The following is a 25,086-nucleotide window of genomic DNA, read 5'->3' as shown; positions in this document are numbered from 1 at the left end:
ATCACAACGAACACCCTGGTCACCACGCCGACAGGCCGGTCAGTGTTCACGATGTCCTGAAACATCGACTGTTCACGATGTCCTGAACTCAGACATCGCTTTACCGCGCGATTGGCCACTCACGGCCCGGCGACAGGCACCTAGGCTCGGGTGATCACCGGGAGGACACCATGATCACCATCGCGCCGCCGCAACCCGAAGACCGCGAAGCCTGGGAGAATCTCTTCCGCGCCTACATCGCCTTCTACGAACGCGTTGCGCCCCAAGAGGTCTACGACCGCGCTTGGCGCGAATTCCGTGAGGGACGACGGATGCACGCGCTCGGTGCCCGCCTGGACGGGAAGCTCGTCGGAATCGTGCACTTTCTGGTGCACCCCAGCACTTCCGCGCTCACCGACGTCTGTTACCTGCAAGACCTGTTCACCGCGCCGGACGCCCGTGGCATAGGGGTCGCGCGGGCCTTGATCGAAGCCGTCGCGGACTGGGCCCGTGACCGTGACTGCGAGCGCGTTTACTGGCACACCAAGGAATCCAACGCCACCGCGCGACGGCTGTACGACCAGGTCGCGATCAACCGGGGCTTCATCCAGTACCAGCTCCCACTCTGAGAACGGTGAAGGCCGCCTTCGCGAAAGCGGCCTTCACCCTACGCATCAGAGCTTCGAAGCCTCCGCCGCGAAGGCCTCGATCTTCCCGAAGTCCTTGGCCGCCAAAGCATCCTTCGGCGTCAGCCACGAACCACCGATACAGCCCACATTGGACAGTGCGAGGTAGTCCGGCGCGGTCTTCACGGTGATCCCGCCGGTCGGGCAGAAGCGCAGCCCGGGCAGGGGCCCGCCGATCGACTTCAGGTACGCCACGCCGCCGCTGGCCTCGGCGGGGAAGAACTTCAGCGCGGTCAGCCCGCGTTCGGCCAGCCGCATCGCCTCGGACACCGTGCTCGCGCCCGGCAGGAACGGCAGGCCGGTGTCGAAGGCGGCGTCGAGGACCGAGTCCGTGCAGCCCGGGGTCACCAGGAACTTCGCTCCGGCGTCGGCGGCCTGCTTGGCGTGCTCCGGGGCGGTGACCGTGCCGGCACCGATGACGATCTCCGGGACCTCCGCGGCGATCCGCTCGATCGAGGCGAGTGCCGCCGGGGTGCGCAGGGTCAGCTCGATCACGCCGATCCCGCCCGCGAGCAGTGCCCGCGCGGTGGGTACCGCGTCGGCGGCGTCGTCGAGGACGACGACGGGCATCACGGGGGACAGGCCGAGCAGGTCGGCGCCGGTGGTCACTGGGTTACCTCCACAGGGGTCAACGTGTGCGCCGGAGCGCCGAAGTGTTCCGGCGTGAGCGGTCCGAACACGCTCGCGCCCTGATCGGCGGGGCCGACCGCGCGGCGCAGCGCCGCGAACAGCTCCCGGCCGGTGCCGGTCCAGGATGCCTCCGAAGGCGGGGAGTCCACCAGTTCACGGCGGGCGAGTTCTTCGTCACCCACGAAGACGTCCAGCGTCCCGGCCTTGGCGTCGAGCCGGACGACGTCGCCGTCGGCGATGCGCGCGATCGGGCCGCCCACAGCGGCTTCCGGGGTCACCTGGATCGCCGCCGGGATCTTGCCGGACGCGCCGGACATCCGGCCGTCGGTGAGCAACGCCACCTGGTGCCCGCGGTCCATCAGCACCCCCAGCGCGGGGGTGAGCCCGTGCAGTTCCGGCATCCCGTTGGCCTGCGGGCCCTGCTGCCGGATGACCACGACGACGTCGCGGTCCAGCTCGCCGGCCGCGAAAGCGTCCTTGAAGGACTTCTGGTCGGTGAACACCCGTGCCGGGGCCTGGACGACCCGGTGCTCCGGGGCCACCGCAGACACCTTGATCACCGCGCGGCCGAGGTTGCCCGCGACCATCCGCAGCCCGCCGTCGGCGGCGAACGGCCGCCACGCGGGGCGCAGGACGTCTTCGTCGAGGCTGCGCGTCGGCACGTCGCGCCAGACGAGTTCGCCCTCGGACAGGATCGGCTCCTGCCGGTAGCGGTGCAGTCCCGGCCCGGCGACGGTCTGGACGTCTTCGTGCAGCAGGCCCGCGTCGAGCAGCGTGCCGACCAGGAACTGGATGCCCCCGGCGGCGTGGAAGTGGTTGATGTCCGCGCTGCCGTTCGGGTACACGCGCGCCAGCAGCGGGATCACCGACGACAGGTCGGAGAAGTCGTCCCAGGTCAGCTGGATGCCCGCGGCCGCCGCGATCGCGACGAGGTGCATCGTGTGGTTGGTCGAGCCCCCCGTGGCGAGCAGCGCGATGACGCCGTTGACGACGGCCTTCTCATCAATCACTCGCGAGACGGGCGTGTACTCCTCGCCGCGCGAAAGCTTCACCACTCGCCGCCCGGCCTCTTCGGTGAGGACGCGCCGCAGCGGCGAGTTCGGCTGCACGAAGCTGGCTCCGGGCAGGTGCAGGCCCATCACCTCGACGACCATCTGGTTCGAGTTGGCGGTGCCGTAGAAGGTGCAGGTGCCCGCCGAGTGGTACGAAGCCGCTTCGGCGTCCAGCAGGTCTTCGCGAGTCGCCTTGCCCTCGGCGTAGAGCTGGCGCACGCGCGCCTTCTCCTTGTTCGGCAGGCCCGAGTTCATCGGCCCGGCGGGCACCAGGATCGCCGGGAGGTGCCCGAAGGACAGCGCGCCGATCAGCAGGCCCGGCACGATCTTGTCGCAGACGCCGAGCAGCAGCGCCGCGTCGAACATGTCGTGGGACAGCGCGATCGCGGTCGACATCGCGATCACCTCGCGGCTGAACAGCGACAGCTCCATGCCAGGGCGGCCCTGGGTGACGCCGTCGCACATCGCGGGCACGCCGCCGGCGAACTGGGCCACCCCGCCCGCCTGGCGGACCGACCCCTTCAGCATGGCGGGGTACTCCTGCATCGGCTGGTGCGCCGAAAGCATGTCGTTGTAGGACGAGACGATCGCGACGCCCGGCGCCCGCGCGGCGCGCAGTGCCGCTTTGTCGACACCTTCCATCGCGGCGAAGCCGTGGGCGAGGTTGCTGCAGTCGAGTCCGCGCCGCACGGGACCTTCTTCGTGGGCGGCGGTGACGCGCTCGAGATACGCGGCGCGGGTTTCGGCGCTGCGGGCGGCGACGCGCTCGGTGACTTCGGCGATGATGGGGTGGACGTTCGGGGCGGTGCTCATTGTCCGGCTCCGGATCACAGGTCGTGGTGGTCCGCGGGACGGCAACGCTGGCGCCGCTGGGTCGTGACAGTGGCCACAGTAACCCAGGGGAAAGCCCGAATCAAAATCGATACAGAAGATCGACTCGCGTGACCTCCGTCACGCCACTGGGTTCTACTGTGCTACTTGTCACATTGCACAACGCGCGGCAGAGTCGGGATGGCGAGGATCGCTTGCCCTCTCAGGCTCAAGCGGCCAACCGAACCGACCATCGGGAGGTACCGATGTCCACCACAGAGATCGCCGAGCTTCGGCGAGCCATCGGTCAGCTGAGGCAGTGCGTCGGCGCGCTGCGGTCCCGATACGGCGACGCGTCGGCGGTACAACGCCTGGCGAACGACGTGGAGCGACTCGACATCGACGCGACCGATCTCGACACGACCCCGAACGCGGTGCCCGCGCAAGCGAAGGCCGCCGACCGTGTCCAGGTACCCGACACGCCCTACGACCCGGCGCTCTGGCACGGCGCCGATGACGAAGGCGTCGGCGGCTACAAGCGCGACCAGCGGTGAGCGCCCCCGCCGGCAAAGAGGCCGGACGGGGTACGGGGGTCCGCGCACCGTCGCGGGCCCGGATCGCCGAACGAACGCTGCGCACCGACCGGTGGTGGCTCTCCCCGCTGCTGACCGTCCTCGGCCTCTCCACCTTCATCATCTACGCGACGATCAGGGCCTTCGTGCGCACCGCCTACTGGGTGCCCGAATACCACTACCTGACGCCGTTCTATTCGCCCTGCGTCTCGGAATCCTGCGTCGAAGGCTCCCGGCACTTCGGGGCCTGGTTCGGCGAACTGCCGGGCTTCATCCCGCTCGGCTTCCTGGTCCTGCCGTTCCTGCTCGGCTTCCGGCTGACCTGCTACTACTACCGCAAGGCCTACTACCGGGCCGTCTGGTTCTCGCCGCCCGCCTGCGCGGTCGCCGAACCGCACGCGAAGTACACCGGTGAGACCCGGTTGCCGCTGATCATCCAGAACGTCCACCGCTACTTCTTCTACGTGGCCGTGGTCGTCTCGCTGGTCAACACCTACGACGCGATCACCGCGTTCCACGGCATCGACGGCGGGTTCGGTTTCGGGCTCGGCAACATCGTGCTGACCGGCAACGTGATCCTGTTGTGGGCGTACACCTTGTCGTGCCACTCGTGCCGGCACGTGACCGGCGGCAGGCTCAAGCACTTCTCGAAACATCCGGTCCGCTACTGGATCTGGACGCAGATCACGAAGCTCAACACCCGGCACATGGCGCTCGCGTGGACGACGCTCGGCACGCTCGTGCTGACCGACCTCTACGTGATGCTCGTGGCCAGCGGTGCGATCTCGGACCTGCGGTTCATCAACTAGCGGCGAGGGAATCTCCCGTCCCCGGCGACAAGCTTTGAGGTGGCTCTTTCTATGACCGAGGTCGAACGGCTCAACTACGACGTGGTGGTGATCGGTGCCGGCGGCGCCGGTCTCCGCGCGGTCATCGAAGCCCGTGAACGCGGCTTCAGCGTCGCGGTGGTGTGCAAATCGCTGTTCGGCAAGGCGCACACGGTGATGGCCGAAGGCGGCTGCGCGGCGTCGATGGGCAACGCGAACTCGAACGACAACTGGCAGGTGCACTTCCGCGACACCATGCGTGGCGGGAAGTTCCTCAACAACTGGCGGATGGCCGAACTCCACGCCAGGGAGGCGCCGGACCGGGTCTGGGAACTGGAGACCTACGGCGCGCTGTTCGACCGCACGAAGGACGGCCGGATCAGCCAGCGCAACTTCGGCGGGCACACGTACCCGCGGCTCGCGCACGTCGGCGACCGCACCGGGCTCGAACTGATCCGCACGATGCAGCAGAAGATCGTTTCGCTGCAACAAGAGGACTTCAAGGAGACCGGCGACTACGAGGCGAGGATCAAGGTCTTCGCCGAATGCACGATCACCGAGCTGCTGACCGAGGACGGCCGGATCTCGGGCGCTTTCGGGTACTGGCGCGAGAGCGGCCGGTTCATCCTGTTCGAGACGCCGGCGGTGGTACTGGCCACCGGCGGTATCGGGAAGTCGTTCAAGGTCACCTCGAACTCTTGGGAGTACACCGGTGACGGGCACGCGCTGGCGCTGCGGGCCGGGGCGACGCTCATCAACATGGAGTTCGTCCAGTTCCACCCGACGGGCATGGTCTGGCCGCCGAGTGTGAAGGGGATCCTCGTCACCGAAGGCGTCCGCGGTGACGGTGGTGTTCTCAAGAACACCGAGGACAAACGGTTCATGTTCGAGTACGTCCCCGACGTGTTCAAGGGACAGTACGCGGACAGCGAGGACGAAGCCGATCGCTGGTACACCGACCAGGAGAAGAACCGGCGCACCCCGGACCTGCTGCCACGCGACGAAGTGGCGCGCGCGATCAACTCCGAGGTCAAGGCCGGCCGGGGATCGCCGCACGGCGGGGTCTTCCTCGACATCGCCAGCAGGCTGCCCGCGGAGGAGATCCGCAAACGGCTGCCGTCGATGTACCACCAGTTCAAGGAACTCGCCGACGTCGACATCACGAAGGAGCCGATGGAGGTCGGCCCGACCTGTCACTACGTGATGGGCGGGATCGAGGTCGACCCGGACACCGCGTCGTCGAGCGTGCCGGGGCTGTTCGCCGCGGGCGAGTGCTCGGGCGGGATGCACGGGTCGAACCGGCTCGGCGGGAACTCGCTTTCGGATCTGCTCGTCTTCGGCCGCCGCGCGGGACTCGGCGCCGCGTCCTACGTCGCGGACCTGAAGGACCGCCCCAAGGTCGATCAGTCCGATGTGGACGCCGCCGCGGCGATGGCGCTCGCGCCGTTCGACCCACCGGGCGACGGCGTCGAGGAGAACCCGTACAGCCTGCACACCGAACTGCAGCAGTCGATGAACGACCTGGTCGGCATCATCCGCAAGTCGGAGGAGATCGAGCGGGCACTGGAGAAGCTCGGGGAACTGCGCGAGCGGATCAAGCGGGTCACCGTCGAAGGGCACCGGCAGTTCAACCCCGGCTGGCACCTCGCCGTCGACCTGCGGAACATGCTGATGGTCAGCGAATGCGTGGCGCGGGCCGCGCTGCTGCGGACCGAAAGCCGCGGTGGGCACACACGCGACGACCACCCGGGCATGGACGCCCAGTGGCGCAACAAACTCCTGGTCTGCTCGGCCGCACCCGGTGACAACCCGGTGGTGCCGGAGATCGGCATCGAGGTCAAGGCACAGACCCCGCTGCGGCAGGACCTGCTGGAGCTGTTCGAACTGTCCGAGCTCGGGAAGTACTACACCGACGAAGAACTGACTTCGCACCCCGGGGGTCCGGCATGAGCTACAAGGCGAGTTTCCGGGTTTGGCGCGGCGACGCGGATTCCGGTGAGCTGAAGGACTACAGCGTCGAGGTCAACGAGGGCGAGGTCGTCCTCGACATCATCCACCGGCTGCAGGCCACCCAGGCCTCGGATCTGGCGGTGCGGTGGAACTGCAAGGCGGGCAAATGCGGATCGTGCTCGGCGGAGATCAACGGCAAGCCGCGGCTGCTGTGCATGACCCGGATGTCGACCTTCACCGAGGACGAGGTCATCACCGTGACGCCGATGCGGACGTTCCCGGTGATCCGCGACCTGGTGACCGACGTGTCGTTCAACTACACCAAGGCCCGGGAGATCCCGTCGTTCACCCCGCCCCCGGAGCTGAAGCCGGGGGAGTACCGGATGCAGCAGATCGACGTGGAGCGCTCGCAGGAGTTCCGTAAGTGCATCGAGTGCTTCCTGTGCCAGAACACCTGCCACGTGGTGCGTGACCACGAGGAGAACAAGGAGTCCTTCGCCGGGCCTCGGTACTTGATGCGCATCGCCGAACTCGAGATGCATCCTCTTGACGTCGCCGACCGGCGTGACGAGGCGCAGGAAGAACACGGGCTCGGCTACTGCAACATCACCAAGTGCTGCTCGGACGTGTGCCCGGAGGGCATCCACATCACCGACAACGCGCTGATCCCGATGAAGGAACGCGTCGCGGACCGGAAGTACGACCCCATCGTGTGGCTGGGGAACAAGCTTTTCCGGCGGGACCAGTAGGTCGGCCTCGTGAGCGGTAAGGACGGTTCTAACCGTCCTTACCGCTCACGAGCCCTAAATCGTTTGCCCCCGCTCACCCGCCCGTTGCACACTACTCGCACCCCAGTCCAGGAGGAGGACACATGCCGCGACGCCACTACGCCATGGCACGCCTTCGCCTTGGCATGGAAGAGAAACACGGCTCCCCGCCGTCGTCCTAGTACGACGTCGTACCAGTGAGCCGCCCTTCGGGAAACCGAACCGGGCGGCTTTTTCATGATGAACCCTTGTAGCTCAACGGAAAGAGCACGGCACTACGAATGCCGGGGTCCAGGTTCGATTCCTGGCAGGGGTACTTCTGGAACGAAACGCCTTTGGCGCGCAGTGTGCGCCGGAGGCGTGTTCCAGGCCAAACCCCCGGCACGGCGGGGAAACCTGTTCCGTCGTACCGGTGCGGCGGTGTGGGGTCCGTGCGCTCCACACCGCCAGACGCGCACGGTCCGGCGACCGGCCGGGATTCATAGCCCCGGCCAGCCTGGCTCGACACCAGGGTGCGCGACTCAGGACGCCTTGCGGGCGCTGTGCACGTCGCCGCTTTCGTGGCGGTGCAGCACGATGTCCTGCAAGCCGTTTTCCCGCAGGGCTTCTTCCAGTGAGAGACCGTTCGTGGCCACGACCACGAGCAGTCCGCCGGGAGCGAGACTCGCCGCGATGCGGCCGAGATGGTCGGGGAAGTCCACGAACGCGGTCACGATGTCGAAGGTCCCCATCACCGGCAGCCGGGCGAGCCGATGGACCTCGTAGGAGATGCCGATCGGATCGCGTTCCTCTTCGCGCTGGGCCACCGCGATCAGGACCTGGTCCGCGTCGACCCCGACCACGCGGCGGGCGCCCTTGCCGCGGAACAGCCGTGGGAAACGCCCATCGCCGCATCCGACGACCAGGACCGACCTGCCCGTCAGATCCGGCAGCGCTTCGAGCAGCGTCGCGGCCTGGTCCGCCATAGCCCGACGCTAGCCGACGAGTTCACCGTCACGACAGGACCAAAAGGCCTAGCTCGATATGTGAAGGTCCTCGCCTCGCGTCTGGCGCAAGGCGAGGACCTTCACGGGCGAAGTGTCCGCTGAGCCGGAATCAAGGTGACGGCTGGTCGCGGAAAGGATGAGTCATCGCCGGCTTTCTCTTCGGAAATCGGTGATCATCCCTGCATTTTGCAGTGGACTATTTCGTCCACTGGTACCACCACTTCTGGTTGTCCTCCATGAAGCACGGATTTGTCTGATATCCCTTGAGATTGTGCCAATAGCGGTTGTTTTCGCAGCTGTCCCACGTTTCGAACGGGCCATTGGCGCCGCTGGCCTCTGTGGTGTTCACGCTCGCGAATGCGGCCGCAGGCGCGGAAAGCAAGCCGATCGAGACAACGGCAATACTCGCCAAGAGACGCTTCAATGAGATCCCCACCCTCGTTGATTTCCCAGTTCGACTGGTTCTGACGAAGAGTATCTCGCCGAATTGGGAAGATCATTCCGCTGAAAGGGCGACACTTTGCGCCAAGGGTGACCTGATCGTTAATTGTCAACCTGGATCAGTTTCTTTATTTGCGACCAACAATTCTTCCGAATTCCGCCGAGAATTTCTCTTCCTGCTCCGCTTTGAGTGCCGAAACGAAGGGGGCCTCACCGATTCCCTCAGTGAGGCCCCCTCGTGTCTTAAGCCAGACAGAGCTGGAGGTCAGGTGGCCGCAGAGCCCAGCATGGTCTCCTCGGCCTTGTTGTCGGTCAGCGCGATGTGCTTCTTGCTGCGCCGGTTGCGCTTCTCGAGGTACGTCGCCAGCGCCGTCAGCAGGAGGCACAGGCCGACGTAGATGCCGGTCGCGACCAGCGTCGAGGGCACGATCGGGCGGCCGAACTCGCCTTGCGTGCCGATGTAGCGCGCGTAGTACAGCAGTTCCTGGAACGTGATGATGAAGCCCAGCGCGGTGTCCTTGAGCAGCACCACCAGCTGGCTGATGATCGTCGGCAGCATCGCCCGGATCGCCTGCGGCAGCAGGACGAAGAACATCACCTGGGTCTTGCGCATGCCGAGGGCGTACGCGGCTTCCGCCTGGCCCTTGGGCAGCGCCTGGATACCGGCGCGGAAGACCTCGGCGAGCACCGAGCCGTTGTACAGCGTGAGACCGAAGACCACGCCGAGGAACGGGGTCATCGGCACGCCGACGGCCGGGAGACCGAAGTAGAAGAGGAACATCAGGATCAGCGCGGGGATGGCGCGGAAGAACTCCACGATCGCCCCGGAGATCCGGCGGATCCAGGCGTGGTCGGACATCCTGCCCGCCGCGAACACCGCACCGAAGACCAGCGCGAGGGCGGCCGCCACCGCGAAGGCCCGCAGGGTCTCGAGCACGGCGTTGAGCAGGTCGATCTGGACCTGCTGGTACTGCAGCCATTCCCACTTGCGCGCGGCGAACTGGCCGGTGTCGTAGAACCGGTAGACGACGAACGCGATCAGGGCGGCGATGGCGAGGACGCCGATGACCGCGTACAACCGGTGACGCATCCGGGCCTTGGGGCCGGGGACGTCGAACAGGACACTGCTCATCGGGCCACGCTCCAGCGCTTCTCCAGGCTCCGCTGGACGAAAGAAAGTACGGCGACCAGGATGATGAAGCCCAGCGCGACCCACAGGAGGCCGATCAGCTGGTTGTCACCCCGTTCGGAGAGGTAGGACCGGATCGCGCCCGCCTCGGCGACCGAGAAACCGGCGGCGATCGTGGTGTTCTTCAGCAACGCGATCAGGGTGCTGACCATCGGCGGCGCCACCGAGCGCAGCGCCTGCGGCAGGATGATCTGACCGAGGATCTGGCCGAAGGTCAGCCCCAGCGCGCGCCCGGCTTCGGCCTGGCCGACCGGGACGGTGTTGATGCCGGACCGGACGACCTCGCAGATGAACGCCGAGGTGTACACGGTCAGCGCCACGACCGCGGCGGTGAAGAAGCTGAGCTTGACGATGTCCAGCAGCGGGTAAGCGAACACGAAGAACGCGAACACCAGGGTCAGCGGAGTGTTGCGGATGAGGGTCACGTAGGTCGTGCCCGTGGCACGGAACGCCACGACCGGACTCACCCGCATCATCGCCAGAATCGTGCCGAGGATCAGGCTGCCGAAGGCGGACCAGATGAACAGTTCGATCGTGGTGAGGAAGAACGGACCGTAGAGGTCCAGGTTGTCGAGCAGGACGTTCATGGAGCCTTTCCCCGCTGCCGTCGACTGGAGGTGGGTGTGGAGCGGCCGGTGAACCCATCACTGGTCCACCGGCCGCGGGACTACATCAGTACTTCTGCAGGGTGGGCTTCTGCGCCGACGAACCCGACTTGCCGAGGGTGGCGTCGTAGATCTTCTGCCAGGTGCCGTCGTCCAGCGCCTTCTGCAGGGTGTCGTTGATCTTGTCGCGCAGGACCTTGTCGTCCTTGTTCAGGCCGATGCCGTACGGCTCCTTCGAGAAGGTCTTGCCGACGACCTTGAAGTTCTCGGAGTCCTCCGAAGCGAAGCCCTTGAGGATCGCGTCGTCGGTGGTGACGGCGTCGACCTCCTTGGTGGAGAGCTTCTCGACGCACTGCGAGTACTTCTGGAACTCGACGATGTTGCCGGGCTCGGTCAGGCCCTGGTCGCGAACGCGCTGGATCGGGGTCGAGCCGGTGACCGAGCAGACCTTCTTGCCCTTCAGGGTCTCCGGGCCGGTGATCGAGGAGTCGTCCTTGCGCACCAGCAGGTCCTGGCCTGCCTCGAAGTACGGGCCCGCGAAGGAGATCTGGGCCTTGCGCTTGTCGGTGATCGTGTAGGTGCCGACGTAGTAGCCGACGTCGCCGTTCACGATGGACTGCTCACGGGCACCGGAGTCGACCGTCTTGAAGGTGATCTTGTCTTCGCCGAAGCCGAGGCTGGCGGCGACGAGCTTCGCGATCTCGATGTCGAAACCACCGAACTTGCCGCTGGTCGGGTCCTTCTTGCCGAGACCGGGCTGGTCGTCCTTGACGCCCAGGGTCAGCTTGCCGTCGGCCTTCATCTTCGCGAAGACCGGGGAGCCCGCCAGGTCGACGTTCGACGCCACCGTGTACTGGGGCAGCTGCGCACCGGCGTTCGCGCCTTCGGAGCTGCCGCCGGGCGAGCTGGGCGTGCCTTCCTTGCCACAAGCGGTCAGTGCGAGACTGCCGACGAGCAGTCCCACCGCAAGGGTGCGGATCCTCATGTGAACCTCTCCTGTTTCATCCGTCGATGCGGCACGCGCCCGCGCCGCGGAAATGCTTAGTGGGTCAGGATCTTGCCGAGGAAGTCCTTGGCACGGTCCGTCTTCGGCTTGGTGAAGAACTCTTCCGGGGTGGAGTCCTCGACGATCTCGCCGTCGGACATGAAGACCACCCGGTTCGCCGCACGTCGCGCGAAGCCCATCTCGTGGGTGACGACGAGCATCGTCATCCCGTCCTTCGCGAGCGTGGTCATCACGTCGAGGACCTCCTGGACCATCTCCGGGTCCAGCGCCGAGGTCGGCTCGTCGAACAGCATCACCTTGGGGCGCATGGCCAGCGCGCGGGCGATCGCCACGCGCTGCTGCTGCCCGCCGGAAAGCTGCGCCGGGTACTTGTCGGCCTGGTTCGCGATGCCGACGCGTTCGAGCAGGTCCATCGCGGTCTTGCGAGCCTCGGCCGAGTTGACCTTGCGGACCTTGGTCGGCGCGAGCATGACGTTCTCGACGATCGTCTTGTGCGCGAACAGGTTGAACGACTGGAACACCATGCCGACGTCGGCCCGCAGCGCGGCCAGCGCCTTGCCTTCGGCGGGCAGCGGAACACCGTCCACGGCGATCTCGCCGGAGTTGATGGGCTCCAGCCGGTTGATCGCCCGGCACAGTGTCGACTTGCCAGACCCGGACGGCCCGAGCACGACCACGACCTGCCCACGCGGCACCTCGAGGTTGATCTCCTTGAGCACGTGCAGGTCGCCGAAGTACTTGTTCACGGCGGCCGCCTTGATCATCGGCGCCGCCACCTCCGCGGTCATCTGGCCTCCAGGAGCGTTCGTTTGCAGGGGACTGCGGGGTCAGGCACCACGCGATGGCGGAAACCTACTCCCGTCGGACCGCTTGTAAAGGCGGCTTGACCAATACTTAGGGTTTCAAGTCCGTATCGTTCCGAGCCACCGGACGGACGCGGTCCACCTCCGTCCGGTGCTGATCAGCCTAGACAAGGCAGGGGTGTCCCGTAACCGGGGTCACACGACATCTGTGACGCATCGTGACCGGACGGGCCGCTCACTAGGCCGGACGGCCCAGCGGTACGGGCAGCGCGAGAGGTGACTCACCCCATAGAGTCGTTCTTCAGTCGTCGCGGTGCGGGGACGGCGTGAAAGGGAAAACACGGGTGCGGGTACTGCTGGTGGAGGACGACGACCGGGTCGCGGGCGCCTTGACGCCCGCGCTGGCCCGGCGCGGCCTGACGATCAAACGCCTGGCCTCCGGCGCCGGGGTGCTCGATCTGGTGCACGAGGTCGACGTCGTCCTGCTCGACCTGGGGCTTCCCGATATCGACGGGATCGTCCTGTGCCGCCGGATCCGGGCGGTCAGCGACGTCGCGGTGATCGTCGTTTCGGCGCGGGGCGAGATCGACGATCGGATCCAGGGCCTGCGGTCCGGCGCCGACGACTATCTGGTGAAGCCCTACGACGTCGACGAGCTCGTCGCCCGCGTCGAGGCCGTGCGCCGTCGCCGGGGTGAACGCCCGGCCGCGCCCGAACCGGCGGCCGTCATTCGCGCGGGTGACGTCTCGGTCGACATCGGACGGCACGAGGTGCAGGTCGACGGGCGGCCGGTTTCGTTGTCCCGCAAGGAGTTCCAGGTACTCGCGCTGGTGGTCACCGCGCGCGGCGCGGTGTGCGCCCGCGACCACGTGCTCAGCGAGGTCTGGGGGCACCGGGGCCCGGCGGAGAGCCGCTCGCTCGACGTCCACGTCGCCACCCTGCGGACCAAACTGGGCAGGCCCGCGCTGATCGAGACCGTCCGCGGCGTCGGGTACCGCCTCGGCGGCGCCTACGGCCCGGCCGAAGAGGGCTGATCGGGTGCGCGTCCGGCTCCAGGCGATCGTGCTGACGCTGGTCGCGGCGCTCGTGTTCGGTCTCGGCATCCCGCTCGCGCTCAGCGTGGCGGCCAGTGTGCAGCTCGACCTCTTCCTCGACCGCCTCACCGACACCTCCCGGTTCGCGTCACTGGCCCAGCGCCCGCTGGTGGAGAACCGGCCGGACCTGATCGAGGACGAACTCCGCCGCTACACCGAGGTCTACGGGGTCCCGGTGGCGATCGCCGACCAGGACGGTGAAGCCGTGGCAGGCGGGCGTGCCGAAGCCGCGAAGATCAACCTCAAGGACCCCGTCATCGCCGCGCATCTGCAGCAGGCACTCGCGGGACGGCGGTCCGAGCCCGGCCCGCTGCTGATGCCCTGGGCCACCGAGCCGCTGGTGCTGGCCGAGCCGATCCTGATCGACGGCGAGGTGCGGGGCGCGGTGATCACCCTGTCCTCGACCGAGAAGGCCCGCGCCGATCTCTTGTGGTGGTGGCTGCTCATCGCGGCGGGCGCGGTGGTGGCGTTCGGGCTCGCGCTGCTGGTCGCGGTACCGGTGGTGCGCTGGATCCTGCGCCCGGTCCGACGGCTCGACGACGCCACCGGTGCCCTGGTCGCCGCCGTGGTCAGCGGCCGTGAGGTCGAACGGGTGGGGGAGTCGGGCGGTCCGCCGGAACTGCGGCAGCTCGAACGGTCCTTCGACCGGATGGCCGCGAGCGTCGACGAGGCGCTGTCGGCGCAGCGCGCGTTCGTCGCCGACGCTTCCCATCAGCTGCGGAACCCGTTGACCGCGTTGAAGATCCGGCTCGGCAACCTCGACGGGCACGTCGACGACGACCTGGCCGCGGCCGACCTCGAAGCCGCCGTCGTCGACGCGCGGCGGCTCAACCAGATCCTCGACGAACTCCTTTCACTGGCCCGCGCCGAAGCTTCGGGTGGCGAACTGGTGCCGGTCGGCCTCGACGAGGTGATCGGTGCCCGGGTCGCCGACTGGACCGTGGTCGGCGCGACGCGCGAGGTCACGCTGGTCTCTTCCGGACTGGGCGGCGGCCTGCGGGTGCTGACGCCCGCGCGCGGGCTCGAAGTGGTGCTCGACGCCCTCCTGGACAACGCGCTCAAGTTCACCGAGCCGGGAACCGAGGTGCGGGTCGCCGTCACCACCGCGGACGGGAAGGTGGACATCGCCGTCCGCGACCACGGACCGGGCCTGCGCGAAGAGGAACTGGAGCGCGCGGCGGACCGGTTCTGGCGGAGTGCCGCGCATCAGAACGTGCCCGGCTCCGGCCTCGGCCTGGCGATCGTCACCGAGATCATGGTCCGCTCGGACGGCTCGCTGCGGCTCGGCTCGCCCGAAGGTGGTGGCCTCGAAGTGACCGTGACCCTGCCGGTCGCTAATCCTTGAGCGACCGGAAGTACCGCAGAGCACCGGGGTGCAGCGGCAGGGGAGAGGTCTCGATGGCGGGGTGGACGTCGATCGACAGCGCCGCCCCGGCCGCCTTGCCCAGCTCGTCGCGTGCTTTGAACAGCCCCCGGACCAGCGCCTCGGCGACGTCGTCCGACATCGAGACGGGCACCACCAGGAAGTTCGGCAGCACGAGCGTGGTCACCGGGCCCGGCAGGTCGTAGGCCGTCGCCGGGATGGTCGCGGTGCGGTACACCGGGCTGGTGGCCCGCAGGGCGTCCGCGAGGTCGGTGATGTCGAGCAGCCGCAGGTCGACCGTCCGCGCCCGCTCCGTGATCGAAGGCGTCGGCACGCCACCGGACCAGATGACGGCGTCGATCTGCCGGTTCTCCAGCGCGGGCAGCGCTTCGTTGAGCCCGAGGTTGCGGCGGTCGATCGCGCCGGTCAGGCCGGACGCCTTGAGCAACTGTTTCGACAGGAACTCGACGCCGGAATCCGGCGAACCGATCGCGACCTTGCGCCCGCGCAGCTGCGCGAACGACTTGATCGACGAGTCGGCCCGCACGACGACGTGCAGGTAGTCGTCGTGCACACGGGCCAGCGCGGCCAGCCCGGCGGTGTTCTCGGTGGCGACGTCGGCGGCCACGAACGCGACATCGGCCTTGCCCGCGCGGACCCTGGCGATGTTGTCCGGGGAGCCCTCGGTCACCTGGACCTCGGGGCGTTCGGCGTCCAGCTCCGCGGCCCAGGCGTCGGCCAGCGGCTCGGCGAGCTTGTCGTAGACGCCGCCGTTGAGCCCCGCCGCGATGCGCACCCGCGTCCTCGACAGATCGGGTCCGCACCCGGTGACCAGGACGCAGACCACGGCCAGTCCCGCCGCCAGCACGCCCCGTCTCCTCATGAGGGTCGATCGTGCCATGGAACCCCGCCCGCGTACCCTCGAAGGCGAGATGAGCGCGCGCACATACCAGATCCGCACCTTCGGCTGCCAGATGAACGTGCATGACTCCGAACGTCTTGCCGGGCAGCTCGAGGACGCCGGCTACGTTCCGGGTGACGGCGAGGCCACACCCGACCTGATCGTGTTCAACACCTGCGCGGTGCGGGAGAACGCGGACAACAAGCTGTACGGCACCCTGGGGCACATCCGGCCGCAGAAGACCGCGAAACCGGACATGCAGATCGCCGTCGGCGGCTGCCTCGCGCAGAAGGACCGCGGCGAGATCGTCAAACGAGCGCCCTGGGTCGACGTCGTGTTCGGCACGCACAACATCGGCGCGCTGCCGACGCTGCTGGAGCGCGCGCGGCACAACGCAGAGGCCGAGGTCGAGATCCTCGAAGCGCTCGAAACGTTCCCCTCGACGCTGCCGGCGAAGCGCGACTCGGCGTACGCGGGCTGGGTGTCGATTTCGGTCGGCTGCAACAACACCTGCACCTTCTGCATCGTCCCGGCGCTGCGCGGCAAGGAACGCGACCGCCGCCCCGGCGAGATCCTGGCCGAGGTCGAGGCGCTCGTCGCCGAAGGCGTGCTCGAAGTGACCCTGCTCGGCCAGAACGTGAACTCCTACGGCGTCGAATTCGGCGACCGCCTCGCGTTCGGGAAGCTGCTGCGTGCCTGCGGTTCGGTGGAGGGCCTGGAGCGCGTCCGGTTCACCTCGCCGCATCCGGCGGCGTTCACCGAGGACGTCATCGACGCGATGGCCGAGACGCCGAACGTGTGCCACCAGCTGCACATGCCGCTGCAGTCCGGCTCGGACCGGGTGCTGCGCGAGATGAAGCGGTCCTACCGTTCGGCGCGCTACCTCAAGATCCTCGACCGCGTGCGCGAGTCGATGCCCGACGCCGCGATCACCACCGACATCATCGTCGGCTTCCCCGGTGAGACCGAGGAGGACTTCCAGGCCACGCTCGACGTGGTCGCGCAGGCGCGGTTCTCCAGCGCGTTCACCTTCCAGTACTCGATCAGGGCCGGTACGCCCGCCGCCGAGATGGACGGGCAGCTGCCGAAGGAGGTCGTGCAGGAGCGCTACGAACGGCTCGTGAAGCTGCAGAACGACATCTCCTGGGACGAGAACAAGAAGATCGTCGGACGGCGCGTCGAGCTGCTGGTCGCTTCCGGCGAAGGCCGTAAGGACAGCGAGACGCACCGTATGAGCGGCCGGGCCCGCGACGGCAGGCTCGTCCACTTCACGCCGGCCGGGCCGCTGGTGGACCGCTCGGTTCGGCCGGGCGACGTCGTCGAGACCGTGGTGACCTACGGCGCTCCGCACCACCTGGTCGCCGACGGCGACCTGTTGTCGCACCGCCGCACCAAGGCGGGCGACAACTCCGAGGCCGGGCTCCGGCCGAAGACCAACGGCGTGACGCTGGGCCTGCCGGGCTTCGGTGCCCCGGCCGTCACGCCGGAACCGGTGAGCGGGTGTGCACTGTGACCGAACCGAAGATCGACGAACTCGCCGCGGAGATCGACGAGGTCGGCGAGCGCGCGGCCAAGACGATCGAGCTGGGCAGGCGCGGATTCTCCATCGCGGTGCTGGCGTTCGTGCTGCTGGTCGCGCAGTTGTTGCCGTGGGTCGGCGAACACGCGGGCTGGGAGGTGCTGCTCGGCAGGGGCGGCGGGATCCCGCAGCTGTTCGCCGTGACCTCCACCGGCATCGGCGTCTTCGCCTCCGCTGTGGCGCTGGTGACCCGGCGCTGGTGGCTGGCCTGGGTCTGCGCCGCGGGCGGCTGGTTCGCCTCCGTCGACGGGATGCTCGCGATCTGGTCCCAGCAGTCTTCGCACGCGACCGGCGCGGCCGGTGGCGGCCCGGGCTTCGGGATGATCCTCGCCTGGTTCGCCACTGTCGGGCTGGCCATCTACTGGATGCGTGCCGCCTTCTCGCGGAGCTGACCCGGCGGCGCCGCTCGACCTCGCGTAAGCGCTATGAAAGGCCCGTTACTTGCAAAATTTGCAAGTAACGGGCCTTTCATAGCGCGCTCTGGGGCTTACCGGTCCGCGATGGCCGCTTCAGCCGCTTCGAGCCACTCACGCCACTGCGCGGCCTGCTCGTCCGCCTTCTTCGCCCGCCGCTCGTCGCCCGCCGCACGGGCCTTCTCCGCCTGCGACTCGAACTGCTCGACCCGCTCGCGGAACTGCGCCGCCCTGGCCTGCGCCTCCGGGTCGGTCCGCCGCCACTTGCTGTCCTCGGCCGACTTGACCGCGTCCTGCACGGCCTTCAGACGGCCGTCCAGTTCGCGGATGCGCTCGCGCGGGACCTTGCCGATCTCGTCCCACTGTTCCTGGATCTTGCGCAGGTGGTTCTTCGCCGCGTCGAGGTTCGAGGCCGGGTCGATCTTCTCGGCCTCGACGAGCAGCTCTTCCTTCTGCTGCGCGTTGGTCGCGAACTCGGCGTCCCGCTCGGAGAACACCGAAGACCGGCGCGCGAAGAACTTGTCCTGCGCGGCGCGGAAACGCTGCCAGAGCGCCTCGTCGCTGTCCTTGGGCGCGCGACCGGCGGCCTTCCACTCGGTCATCAGGTCCTTGTAGCGGCCCGCCGTGTCGCCCCAGTCCGACGACTCCGAGATCGACTCGGCTTCGGCGATCAGTTCTTCCTTGCGGTTCTTGGCACCCACGCGCTGCTTGTCCAGCTCGGCGAAATGCGAGCCCCGGCGCCGGTTGAACGCCTCGCGGGCCTTGGAGAACCGCTTCCACAGCTCGTCGTCGGTCTTGCGGTCGACCCCCTTGACGGTCTTCCACTCGTCCAGGATGGCGCGCAGCCTGTCGCCGGCGGCCTTCCACTGGGTCGACTCGGCGGCGAGCTTCTCGGCTTCGTCGGCGAGGGCCTGCTTGCGGACGACGGCTGCCGCGCGGGCCTCTTCCCGCTCCTGCTTGGCAGAGGCCAGCGACTTTTCGGCGTGGGCGATGACCTGCTCGATACGGGCGCCCAGCGCGGCGATGTCGCCGACGACGGCGGCTTCGGCGAGGCCGTCGCGCAGCTGCGTCGCCGTCGCCAGCGCGTGCTTCGGGTCGCCCGCGCCGGACTCCAGCCGCGTCTCCAGCAGCTCGACCTCGGTGCGCAGGTCGTCGAAACGGCGCGCGTAGTGGAGCAGTCCCTCGTCCGGGCTCCCGGCCTGCCAGACACCGACCGCGCGTTCGCCGTCGGGCGTGGTGACGTAGACCGTGCCTTCGTCGTCGACCCTGCCCCAAGCGGACGGGCTGGGCTCGGCGGGCGGCACGGGGGGTGCGGGGTGCCCGCCACCGAGCGCGTGCGGCACCGGGTGCGGCGCCGGGGTACCGGTGGTCGTGTTCTCCTGGGCCATCGCAGGCTCCTTATCGCCTGTACGCCCGCTGGCGCGGGCGCCCCGCCTAGCGGCGGGGCCGGGTAATGCGTTGCCGTCTTGCTTCGGGGGCATCAACCCCTTGCGGCATTCAAGCAGCTCAGCGTCCACCGTGGAACCGGATGAACCACCCGAGGGCAGTGATCCTACTTCCGGAGGACCCTCCGTGTCGGTGGGTTGCGGGTCGTTCGGGACGGGGAAGGTAACGTCGGCGGCCGTGATCCGCCGTGTCGCCGTGCTCCCGCACCCCCCTCTGCTCATCCCCGAACTGGCCGCCGGAGCGGCGGACGAGTGCGCCGAGCTGCGCGAAGCCTGCCTCGCCGCCGCGCGGAGCCTGACCAGCGCTTCGCCGGACTGGGTCGTCGTCGGCGCGGCCGCGGGCGCGCCCGAAGTTCCCGAAAACGCGAGCGGCTCTTTCCGGGGATTCGGAGTCGATCTCGGAGTCTCACTCAGCCGGGTGACAACGCCCGAAACGGAGCTGCCCCTGCCCGCGCTCGTGGCCGGCTGGCTGCGCGAGCAGGGCGGCGCGTCATCCGTCCGAGTCCATCTCGTCGACCCCGCGATCCCTCCCAGCCAGTGCGAACTGTTCGGCCGCGAGCTGGGGGAGCCCGCCGCGGTGCTCGTCCTCGGCGACGGTTCGAGCAGGCACGGTCCGCGTTCCCCCGGTGGTGAGGATGAGCGCGCGGAGGGGTTCGACGCCGCGATCCGCGACGCGCTGGCCAAGGCCGACACGGGCGCGCTGGCCGCACTCGATCCGGCCTTGGCCGCCGAACTCGGGGCAGGGGGCCGAGCGCCCTGGCAGGTCCTCGCCGGACTGGCGGACGGCGACTGGACCGCCGACGTCCTCTACTCGGCCGCGCCGTTCGGCGTCGGCTACCACGTCGCGGTCTGGGAGCGGGCGTGATCCGGCCGGTCGCGGTCGTCGGGCCCACGGCGACCGGGAAGACCGCGCTGGCGGTCGAACTCGCCCTCACCCTCGGGGGTGAGGTGGTCAACGCCGACGCGCTGCAGCTGTACCGGGGGATGGACATCGGGACGGCCAAGGCGACCGCCGAGGAGCGGCGAGGCGTGCCGCATCACCTGCTGGACGTCCTCGACGTCACCGAGACCGCCTCCGTGGCCGCATACCAGCGCGACGCGCGAGAGCGCATCGAAGACCTCCTCGCCGCCGGCCGCGTGCCGGTCCTCACCGGCGGGTCGGGTCTCTACGTCCAGGCCGTGCTCGACGACCTCAAGTTCCCGGGCACCGATCCGGACGTGCGCGCCCGGCTGACCGCCGAAGCCGACGAGATCGGCGTCGCCGCGATGCACGCCCGGCTCACCGGACTGGACCCGATCGCCGCCACCGCCATCCTGCCGACCAACACCCGCCGCATCGTGCGCGCGCTCGAGGTCATCGAGATCACCGGTGAACCGTTCTCGGCGAACCTGCCGAAACCGGGGCCCGCGCGCTACGACACCGTGCTGATCGGCATCGACCGCGAACCGGCCGAACTCGACGCCCGCGTCGACCGCCGCGTGGAGATCATGTTCGAAGCCGGACTCGTCGGCGAAGTCCGGACGCTGCTGGGCCAAGGCCTCCGCGACGGGCTCACCGCGTCGAGGGCCTTGGGCTACCAACAGGTTATCGCCGCCCTCGACGGCGACGAAGACTTCCAGGCCGCCGCCGAGGCCACCGCGCAGGCGACCCGGAGGTTCGTGCGGAGGCAACGTTCCTGGTTCCGGCGGGACAAGCGCATCCAGTGGTTCGACGGCGGTTCGGAGCGGCTGGCCGAGCGCGTCCTCGAAGTGGCGGCCCAGTAATCTTGCGCCCATGGGCGGCATCGAATTCCTTAAGGGACACGGCACACAGAACGATTTCGTGCTGCTTCCCGACCCCGACGGCCGCCTCGAGCTGACCGAAGCGCGGGTGGCGGCGCTGTGCGACCGTCAGCGCGGTCTCGGCGCCGACGGCGTGCTGCGCGTCGTGCGCTCGGCGGCTCTGGGTGTGGAGTCGGCAGGCGAATGGTTCATGGACTACCGCAACGCCGACGGATCCATCGCGGAGATGTGCGGCAACGGCGTCCGGGTCTTCGTGCGCCACCTGGTCGATTCCGGGCTGGTGACCGAGCACGACTTCGTCATCGGTACCCGCGCCGGCGACAGGCCGGTCCAGCTGCACGCGGACGGCTCCGTCACCGTGCAGATGGGACCGGCGGCGATCACCGGCACCTCGGTCACCGTGGTCGCCGGGCAGCCGTTCTCCGGTGTCGCGGTCAACGTCGGCAACCCGCACCTGGTGTCCGTCGTCGAGGACGACGTCGACGAACTGGACCTGCGCGACCAGCCCGACTTCGATTCCGACGTGTTCCCGGAGGGCGTGAACCTCGAGTTCATCAATCTCTTGGGGGACAACGCGCTGAAGATGCGCGTCCACGAACGCGGCGTCGGCGAGACACGGTCCTGCGGCACCGGCACGGTCGCCGCGGTCGCTGCCGCCCTGCACCTCGCGGGCACCGACACCGGCCGGGCGACCGTCGACATCCCCGGCGGCCAGGTGGTCGTCGAGATCCGCCGCGGCGGATCCACGCTGACCGGACCGGCGGAGATCGTCGCCCGCGGCGAACTCGACGAAGACTGGTGGGCCGGGCTCGGCCGTTAGCCGACCGCGATCGGCTCTTTGGGAAGGTCTCGAAGCTTCCGAAGCGGGGAGAAGACGACCCACAAGAGTGCCGTGGTCTCTCCTGCCACTGCGACCCACAGCGTCGCCCGGATCCCGATCGCCTCACCCAGGACACCGCCGAGCAGCCCGCCCAAGGGCAGCATCCCCCAGACGACGAACCGCACACTCGCGTTCATCCGGCCGAGCAGCCGGTCCGGGCAGACGGCCTGCCGGTACGAGACCTGCGCGACGTTGTAGACGATGATCCCGAACCCGGCGATCATCGTGGCCACCGGGAACAGGATGATCCGCCAGCCCGGCGCGGTCAGCGGCAGCAGCAGGTAGAACGGCCAGGTCACCAGGGGCACGAGCCAGATCGACCGGGCCTGCCCGATCCGCCGGGTGATGGCGTTGGCGAAGATCGCGCCCGTGATCCCGCCCACCCCGCCGGTCGCGAGCACGAGACCGACGGCCGCGGGGGACAGGCCCAGTTCCCGGTTCAGGAACAGGATCTCCACCGCGACGAAGACGCCGTTGAACAGGTTGGCCGTCGCCGTGCAGGCGACGATCGAACGCAACGTGGTGTCGGTGAACACGAACCGCAGTCCCTCGACGATCTGCGGGAGCAGCTTCGTGTCTTCGTGCCGCTCGGGAACTTCTTCGACGGTGCGGATCCGCAGCAGGAACAGCGCCGAGGTGAGGAAACCGAGCCCGGTCGTGAGCACGGCGTTGGCCGCGCCGATCAGTTGCACCAGCCCGCCCCCGACACCCGGACCGGCCAGGAACGCCACGGACTGGCTGGCCTGGAGCTTCGCGTTGCCTTCGAGAAGATGCTCGCGGCCGACGAGCGACGGCAGATACGACTGGTAGGCGATGTCGAAGAACACCGTCGCAGTGCCGACGAGCGTGGCGACCACGATGAGTTGGGTCAGCGACAGGACCCCGGCCCACCAGGCGACCGGGATGCTGAGCAGCAGCACCGCGCGGACGAAGTCGGCCCGCAGCATCAGCGCGCGGCGACGCATCCGGTCCACCCACACCCCGGCCGGGAGCCCGATGATCAGGAACGCGATGGTTTCGGCAGCGGTGAGCAGCCCCATCTCGAACGGCGTCGCGGCCAACACGGTGGCCGCGAGCAGAGGAATAACGGTGTGACCAGCGAACGCGCCCACCTGACTGGCCGTGTCGCCCGCCCAGAGCCGCCGGAAGTCCGCGTGGAAGAAGAGGGAGTCTCTGCGCACGACGCCACCTTGGCGCGAGTGATTGGAAACTGTCAATCACTTTCGCTCTAGGCTGTGCCGGTGCCTACCCCACGACGCGCCGCGACCGAGGCCGAGATCGCCGCGATGGCCTCCGGAATAAGGCTGCGCATCATCCGGTTGACGTACTCCGAGGCGCTGACCAACAAGGAACTCGCCGGAAGGCTCGATCGTGACCCGGCGACGACGCTGCACCATGTGCGCAAACTCGTCGACACGGGGTTCCTCGAAGCGCTCCCGCCGAGGCGCGGCACGCGCGGTGCGAAAGAAATTCCGTATCGCTCGACCGGGTTGTCCTGGCATCTTGATTCCCGCGACAGGGGGATCGATCAGGCGATCTTCGAGGCCTATCTGGCCGAGATCGCCGATGTGGGATTCGACGACGTGCAACAGACACGAATGGTCGTCCAGGTACCGGACGAGCAGATCGCCGAGTTCGAAACACGGCTGATGGAGCTCGTCGACGACTTCATCACCAGGCCGGTCGACCCGGACGCGAAACGGACGGCGATCTACCTGTCGAAGTATCCCAGCAGGTAATGAATTCGGTCCCGCCGCCGAAACGTGGGACCATGGAGGCACGATGACGGAACTGACACACAACGATCTGAACGACATGGACCCTTCGACCGGCGAATTGGAGCTCGAGGACCGCGCCTCGCTCCGCCGGGTAGCGGGCCTGTCCACCGAACTCGCGGATGTCACCGAGGTCGAATACCGGCAGCTGCGCCTGGAGCGCGTCGTTCTGGTCGGTGTGTGGACCGAGGGCAGCGCCCTCCAGTCCGAGGCCTCGCTCGCCGAACTCGCCCGGCTCGCCGAAACAGCGGGCTCCGAGGTACTGGAAGGCCTGGTGCAGCGGCGGATCCGCCCGGATCCCGCCACCTACATCGGCTCGGGCAAGGTCAAGGAACTGCGCGAAATCGTGGCGGCCACCGGGGCCGACACGGTGATCTGCGACGGTGAGCTCTCGCCGGGCCAGCTGCGTCAGCTGGAGGAGAAGGTCAAGGTGAAGGTCATCGACCGCACCGCCCTGATCCTCGACATCTTCGCGCAGCACGCCCGCTCCAAGGAGGGCAAGGCCCAGGTCGAGCTGGCCCAGCTGCAGTACCTGATCCCGCGGCTTCGCGGGTGGGGTGCGGCGCTGTCCCGGCAGGCCGGTGGCCGGGCGGGCGGTGCCAACGGTGGCGTGGGCCTGCGTGGTCCCGGTGAGACGAAGCTCGAAACCGACCGGCGGCGGATCAGCAAGCGCGTGTCGAAGCTGCGCCGTGAGATCGCCGCGATGGACACCATCCGCGAGACCAAACGCGGTCGACGGGTGGCCAACGAGGTGCCGAGCGTCGCGATCGTCGGCTACACCAACGCCGGCAAGTCGAGCCTGCTCAACGCGCTGACCGGCGCCGGAGTGCTCGTCGAGGACTCGCTGTTCGCCACGCTGGATCCGACCACCCGTCGGGCGCAGACGCCCGACGGCCGCACCTACACGCTGACCGACACCGTCGGTTTCGTCCGGCACCTGCCGCACCAGCTGGTGGACGCGTTCCGTTCGACGCTGGAGGAGGCGGCGAGCGCCGACCTGCTCGTGCACGTCGTCGACGGCGCCGACCCGACGCCGGAAGAGCAGGTCAACGCGGTCCGCGAAGTGCTCGCCGAGATCACGAAGCGCCGTTCCGAGCCGCTCCCGCCGGAGCTGCTGGTGATCAACAAGGCCGACGCCGCCGACGAGGTGTCGCTGGTCCGGTTGCGGCACCAGATGGCCGGTTCGGTGCAGGTGTCGGCACGGAAGGGCACCGGGATCACCGAGCTCGCCGAGGTGATCGCGGAGCGGCTGCCGAGGCCGGAGGTCATGGTCGAGGCGCTGATCCCGTACTCGCGGGGCGAACTCGTCTCCCGCGCCCACGTCGATGGCGAGGTGCTGGAAGAGGAGCACGTCGAGACCGGCACGCGGCTGCTCGTCCGGGGCAGGCCCGAGCTGGCCGCGGCGCTGAGCGACTTCCAGACGGACGGCTCGGCTCTGTAAGCAAGTACGTACAACCTCGTGAGTGGTAAGGACGGTTCTAACCGTCTGTCTGAGTTCAGGACATCGTGAACAGTCGATGTTTCAGGACATCGTGAACACTGACCGGCCTG

The 25,086-nt window shown here is 68.3% G+C and carries 25 protein-coding genes and 1 tRNA gene; 15 read left to right on the top strand and 11 right to left on the bottom strand.

Annotated features, from left to right (window positions below; translation table 11 throughout):
• Window positions 1-170: 170 nt before the first annotated feature.
• A complete protein-coding gene (locus ACZ5IK_RS44965; protein WP_465493320.1) occupies window positions 171-608 on the top strand; it encodes a GNAT family N-acetyltransferase in 438 nt (145 codons plus the stop codon).
• 45 nt (window positions 609-653) lie between these two features.
• Here ACZ5IK_RS44965 and eda read toward each other — a convergent pair whose 3' ends face one another.
• Window positions 654-1,274 carry a bifunctional 4-hydroxy-2-oxoglutarate aldolase/2-dehydro-3-deoxy-phosphogluconate aldolase gene (eda, locus tag ACZ5IK_RS44960; RefSeq protein WP_005164729.1) on the bottom strand — a complete coding sequence of 207 codons (621 nt, stop codon included), beginning with the start codon at window positions 1,272-1,274 and terminating at the stop codon, window positions 654-656.
• A complete protein-coding gene (gene edd, locus ACZ5IK_RS44955) occupies window positions 1,271-3,160 on the bottom strand; it encodes a phosphogluconate dehydratase (protein WP_101606382.1) in 1,890 nt (629 codons plus the stop codon). The genes eda and edd overlap by 4 nt, the downstream gene beginning before the upstream one ends.
• 263 nt (window positions 3,161-3,423) lie before the next feature.
• On the opposite strand from edd, the gene ACZ5IK_RS44950 reads away from it, so the two are divergent.
• The 5 genes from ACZ5IK_RS44950 to ACZ5IK_RS44930 all read left to right on the top strand — a co-directional run bounded on the left by ACZ5IK_RS44950 (window position 3,424) and on the right by ACZ5IK_RS44930 (window position 7,589).
• Complete coding sequence (locus tag ACZ5IK_RS44950; RefSeq protein ID WP_465493319.1) at window positions 3,424-3,711, top strand: hypothetical protein; 288 nt, start codon at window positions 3,424-3,426, stop codon at window positions 3,709-3,711.
• Entirely contained in the window at window positions 3,708-4,538 is an 831-nt protein-coding gene (locus ACZ5IK_RS44945) for a hypothetical protein (RefSeq protein ID WP_076154777.1), read from the top strand. The genes ACZ5IK_RS44950 and ACZ5IK_RS44945 overlap by 4 nt, the downstream gene beginning before the upstream one ends.
• Window positions 4,539-4,589: 51 nt before the next feature.
• Window positions 4,590-6,506: a fumarate reductase/succinate dehydrogenase flavoprotein subunit gene (locus ACZ5IK_RS44940; protein ID WP_465493318.1), complete on the top strand. Its 1,917-nt coding sequence runs from the start codon at window positions 4,590-4,592 to the stop codon at window positions 6,504-6,506.
• Window positions 6,503-7,255, top strand: a complete 753-nt coding sequence (locus ACZ5IK_RS44935; protein WP_465493317.1) for a succinate dehydrogenase/fumarate reductase iron-sulfur subunit — start codon at window positions 6,503-6,505, stop codon at window positions 7,253-7,255. The genes ACZ5IK_RS44940 and ACZ5IK_RS44935 overlap by 4 nt, the downstream gene beginning before the upstream one ends.
• Before the next feature lie 262 nt (window positions 7,256-7,517).
• Window positions 7,518-7,589, top strand: a tRNA-Arg gene (locus ACZ5IK_RS44930).
• A 205-nt stretch (window positions 7,590-7,794) separates the two neighbouring features.
• Here the strand turns inward: ACZ5IK_RS44930 and ACZ5IK_RS44925 are convergent.
• The 6 genes from ACZ5IK_RS44925 to ACZ5IK_RS44900 all read right to left on the bottom strand — a co-directional run bounded on the left by ACZ5IK_RS44925 (window position 7,795) and on the right by ACZ5IK_RS44900 (window position 12,264).
• Window positions 7,795-8,238, bottom strand: a complete 444-nt coding sequence (locus tag ACZ5IK_RS44925) for a class I SAM-dependent methyltransferase (protein WP_465493316.1) — start codon at window positions 8,236-8,238, stop codon at window positions 7,795-7,797.
• Window positions 8,239-8,455: 217 nt separating this feature from the next.
• Entirely contained in the window at window positions 8,456-8,683 is a 228-nt protein-coding gene (locus tag ACZ5IK_RS44920) for a hypothetical protein (protein WP_465493315.1), read from the bottom strand.
• A 282-nt stretch (window positions 8,684-8,965) separates the two neighbouring features.
• Window positions 8,966-9,832 carry an amino acid ABC transporter permease gene (locus ACZ5IK_RS44915; RefSeq protein ID WP_465493314.1) on the bottom strand — a complete coding sequence of 289 codons (867 nt, stop codon included), beginning with the start codon at window positions 9,830-9,832 and terminating at the stop codon, window positions 8,966-8,968.
• Window positions 9,829-10,476, bottom strand: a complete 648-nt coding sequence (locus tag ACZ5IK_RS44910; RefSeq protein WP_410663194.1) for an amino acid ABC transporter permease — start codon at window positions 10,474-10,476, stop codon at window positions 9,829-9,831. The genes ACZ5IK_RS44915 and ACZ5IK_RS44910 overlap by 4 nt, the downstream gene beginning before the upstream one ends.
• Window positions 10,477-10,561: 85 nt before the next feature.
• Window positions 10,562-11,479 carry a glutamate ABC transporter substrate-binding protein gene (locus tag ACZ5IK_RS44905; RefSeq protein WP_465493313.1) on the bottom strand — a complete coding sequence of 306 codons (918 nt, stop codon included), beginning with the start codon at window positions 11,477-11,479 and terminating at the stop codon, window positions 10,562-10,564.
• A gap of 56 nt (window positions 11,480-11,535) precedes the next feature.
• Window positions 11,536-12,264 (bottom strand): amino acid ABC transporter ATP-binding protein, encoded by a 729-nt coding sequence (locus ACZ5IK_RS44900; RefSeq protein ID WP_410602587.1) that lies wholly within the window; start codon window positions 12,262-12,264, stop codon window positions 11,536-11,538.
• Between the two features lie 383 nt (window positions 12,265-12,647).
• Here ACZ5IK_RS44900 and ACZ5IK_RS44895 point away from each other — a divergent pair, with 383 nt between their 5' ends.
• Both ACZ5IK_RS44895 and ACZ5IK_RS44890 read left to right on the top strand, forming a co-directional pair.
• Window positions 12,648-13,337 carry a response regulator transcription factor gene (locus ACZ5IK_RS44895; RefSeq protein WP_465493312.1) on the top strand — a complete coding sequence of 230 codons (690 nt, stop codon included), beginning with the start codon at window positions 12,648-12,650 and terminating at the stop codon, window positions 13,335-13,337.
• A 4-nt stretch (window positions 13,338-13,341) separates the two neighbouring features.
• Window positions 13,342-14,742: a sensor histidine kinase gene (locus ACZ5IK_RS44890; protein ID WP_465493311.1), complete on the top strand. Its 1,401-nt coding sequence runs from the start codon at window positions 13,342-13,344 to the stop codon at window positions 14,740-14,742.
• Here the strand turns inward: ACZ5IK_RS44890 and ACZ5IK_RS44885 are convergent.
• Window positions 14,732-15,643: a TAXI family TRAP transporter solute-binding subunit gene (locus tag ACZ5IK_RS44885; protein ID WP_465493310.1), complete on the bottom strand. Its 912-nt coding sequence runs from the start codon at window positions 15,641-15,643 to the stop codon at window positions 14,732-14,734. The two genes, ACZ5IK_RS44890 and ACZ5IK_RS44885, sit on opposite strands and share 11 nt — an antisense overlap.
• 16 nt (window positions 15,644-15,659) lie before the next feature.
• On the opposite strand from ACZ5IK_RS44885, the gene miaB reads away from it, so the two are divergent.
• Both miaB and ACZ5IK_RS44875 read left to right on the top strand, forming a co-directional pair.
• Window positions 15,660-17,174 (top strand): tRNA (N6-isopentenyl adenosine(37)-C2)-methylthiotransferase MiaB, encoded by a 1,515-nt coding sequence (miaB, locus tag ACZ5IK_RS44880; RefSeq protein WP_465493321.1) that lies wholly within the window; start codon window positions 15,660-15,662, stop codon window positions 17,172-17,174.
• A complete protein-coding gene (locus tag ACZ5IK_RS44875) occupies window positions 17,171-17,632 on the top strand; it encodes an Rv2732c family membrane protein (protein WP_101606395.1) in 462 nt (153 codons plus the stop codon). Before miaB ends, ACZ5IK_RS44875 begins: the two co-directional genes overlap by 4 nt.
• Window positions 17,633-17,727: 95 nt before the next feature.
• Here ACZ5IK_RS44875 and ACZ5IK_RS44870 read toward each other — a convergent pair whose 3' ends face one another.
• Window positions 17,728-19,041, bottom strand: coding sequence for a DUF349 domain-containing protein (locus tag ACZ5IK_RS44870; RefSeq protein ID WP_465493309.1), 1,314 nt, complete (start codon window positions 19,039-19,041; stop codon window positions 17,728-17,730).
• 235 nt (window positions 19,042-19,276) lie between these two features.
• Between ACZ5IK_RS44870 and ACZ5IK_RS44865 the strand changes: the two genes are divergently transcribed.
• Genes ACZ5IK_RS44865 through dapF form a run of 3 tightly spaced genes read left to right on the top strand, consistent with a single transcriptional unit; the run spans window position 19,277 to window position 21,700 of the window.
• The gene (locus tag ACZ5IK_RS44865; RefSeq protein WP_465493308.1) at window positions 19,277-19,963 is read left to right on the top strand and encodes a class III extradiol dioxygenase subunit B-like domain-containing protein; all 687 of its coding nucleotides are present in this window, start codon (window positions 19,277-19,279) and stop codon (window positions 19,961-19,963) included.
• On the top strand, window positions 19,960-20,862 hold the full coding sequence (gene miaA / locus ACZ5IK_RS44860) for a tRNA (adenosine(37)-N6)-dimethylallyltransferase MiaA (RefSeq protein WP_465493307.1): 903 nt from the start codon (window positions 19,960-19,962) through the stop codon (window positions 20,860-20,862). Before ACZ5IK_RS44865 ends, miaA begins: the two co-directional genes overlap by 4 nt.
• 10 nt (window positions 20,863-20,872) lie before the next feature.
• The gene (gene dapF / locus ACZ5IK_RS44855; RefSeq protein ID WP_465493306.1) at window positions 20,873-21,700 is read left to right on the top strand and encodes a diaminopimelate epimerase; all 828 of its coding nucleotides are present in this window, start codon (window positions 20,873-20,875) and stop codon (window positions 21,698-21,700) included.
• Here the strand turns inward: dapF and ACZ5IK_RS44850 are convergent.
• Window positions 21,697-22,941, bottom strand: a complete 1,245-nt coding sequence (locus ACZ5IK_RS44850; protein WP_465493305.1) for an MFS transporter — start codon at window positions 22,939-22,941, stop codon at window positions 21,697-21,699. The genes dapF and ACZ5IK_RS44850 overlap by 4 nt on opposite strands.
• Window positions 22,942-23,001: 60 nt before the next feature.
• Here ACZ5IK_RS44850 and ACZ5IK_RS44845 point away from each other — a divergent pair, with 60 nt between their 5' ends.
• Both ACZ5IK_RS44845 and hflX read left to right on the top strand, forming a co-directional pair.
• Window positions 23,002-23,499, top strand: a complete 498-nt coding sequence (locus ACZ5IK_RS44845) for an ArsR/SmtB family transcription factor (protein WP_465493304.1) — start codon at window positions 23,002-23,004, stop codon at window positions 23,497-23,499.
• A gap of 43 nt (window positions 23,500-23,542) precedes the next feature.
• Complete coding sequence (hflX, locus tag ACZ5IK_RS44840) at window positions 23,543-24,976, top strand: GTPase HflX (protein WP_465493303.1); 1,434 nt, start codon at window positions 23,543-23,545, stop codon at window positions 24,974-24,976.
• The last annotated feature ends 110 nt before the right edge of the window (window positions 24,977-25,086 follow it).

It is taken from the genome of Amycolatopsis sp. NPDC031561 (assembly GCF_055580625.1).
This window is presented reverse-complemented; position numbering and strand designations above follow the sequence as displayed.

Coding starts and splice junctions, on each gene's coding strand:
- edd (WP_101606382.1), bottom strand. CDS start 3,160: ATGAGCACCGCCCCGAACGTCCACCCCATCATCGCCGAAGTCACCGAG.
- ACZ5IK_RS44950 (WP_465493319.1), top strand. CDS start 3,424: ATGTCCACCACAGAGATCGCCGAGCTTCGGCGAGCCATCGGTCAGCTG.
- ACZ5IK_RS44935 (WP_465493317.1), top strand. CDS start 6,503: ATGAGCTACAAGGCGAGTTTCCGGGTTTGGCGCGGCGACGCGGATTCC.
- ACZ5IK_RS44885 (WP_465493310.1), bottom strand. CDS start 15,643: ATGAGGAGACGGGGCGTGCTGGCGGCGGGACTGGCCGTGGTCTGCGTC.
- ACZ5IK_RS44900 (WP_410602587.1), bottom strand. CDS start 12,264: ATGATCAAGGCGGCCGCCGTGAACAAGTACTTCGGCGACCTGCACGTG.
- ACZ5IK_RS44925 (WP_465493316.1), bottom strand. CDS start 8,238: ATGGCGGACCAGGCCGCGACGCTGCTCGAAGCGCTGCCGGATCTGACG.
- ACZ5IK_RS44870 (WP_465493309.1), bottom strand. CDS start 19,041: ATGGCCCAGGAGAACACGACCACCGGTACCCCGGCGCCGCACCCGGTG.
- dapF (WP_465493306.1), top strand. CDS start 20,873: ATGGGCGGCATCGAATTCCTTAAGGGACACGGCACACAGAACGATTTC.
- ACZ5IK_RS44915 (WP_465493314.1), bottom strand. CDS start 9,832: ATGAGCAGTGTCCTGTTCGACGTCCCCGGCCCCAAGGCCCGGATGCGT.
- hflX (WP_465493303.1), top strand. CDS start 23,543: ATGACGGAACTGACACACAACGATCTGAACGACATGGACCCTTCGACC.
- miaB (WP_465493321.1), top strand. CDS start 15,660: ATGGAACCCCGCCCGCGTACCCTCGAAGGCGAGATGAGCGCGCGCACA.
- ACZ5IK_RS44905 (WP_465493313.1), bottom strand. CDS start 11,479: ATGAGGATCCGCACCCTTGCGGTGGGACTGCTCGTCGGCAGTCTCGCA.
- ACZ5IK_RS44965 (WP_465493320.1), top strand. CDS start 171: ATGATCACCATCGCGCCGCCGCAACCCGAAGACCGCGAAGCCTGGGAG.
- ACZ5IK_RS44940 (WP_465493318.1), top strand. CDS start 4,590: ATGACCGAGGTCGAACGGCTCAACTACGACGTGGTGGTGATCGGTGCC.
- ACZ5IK_RS44910 (WP_410663194.1), bottom strand. CDS start 10,476: ATGAACGTCCTGCTCGACAACCTGGACCTCTACGGTCCGTTCTTCCTC.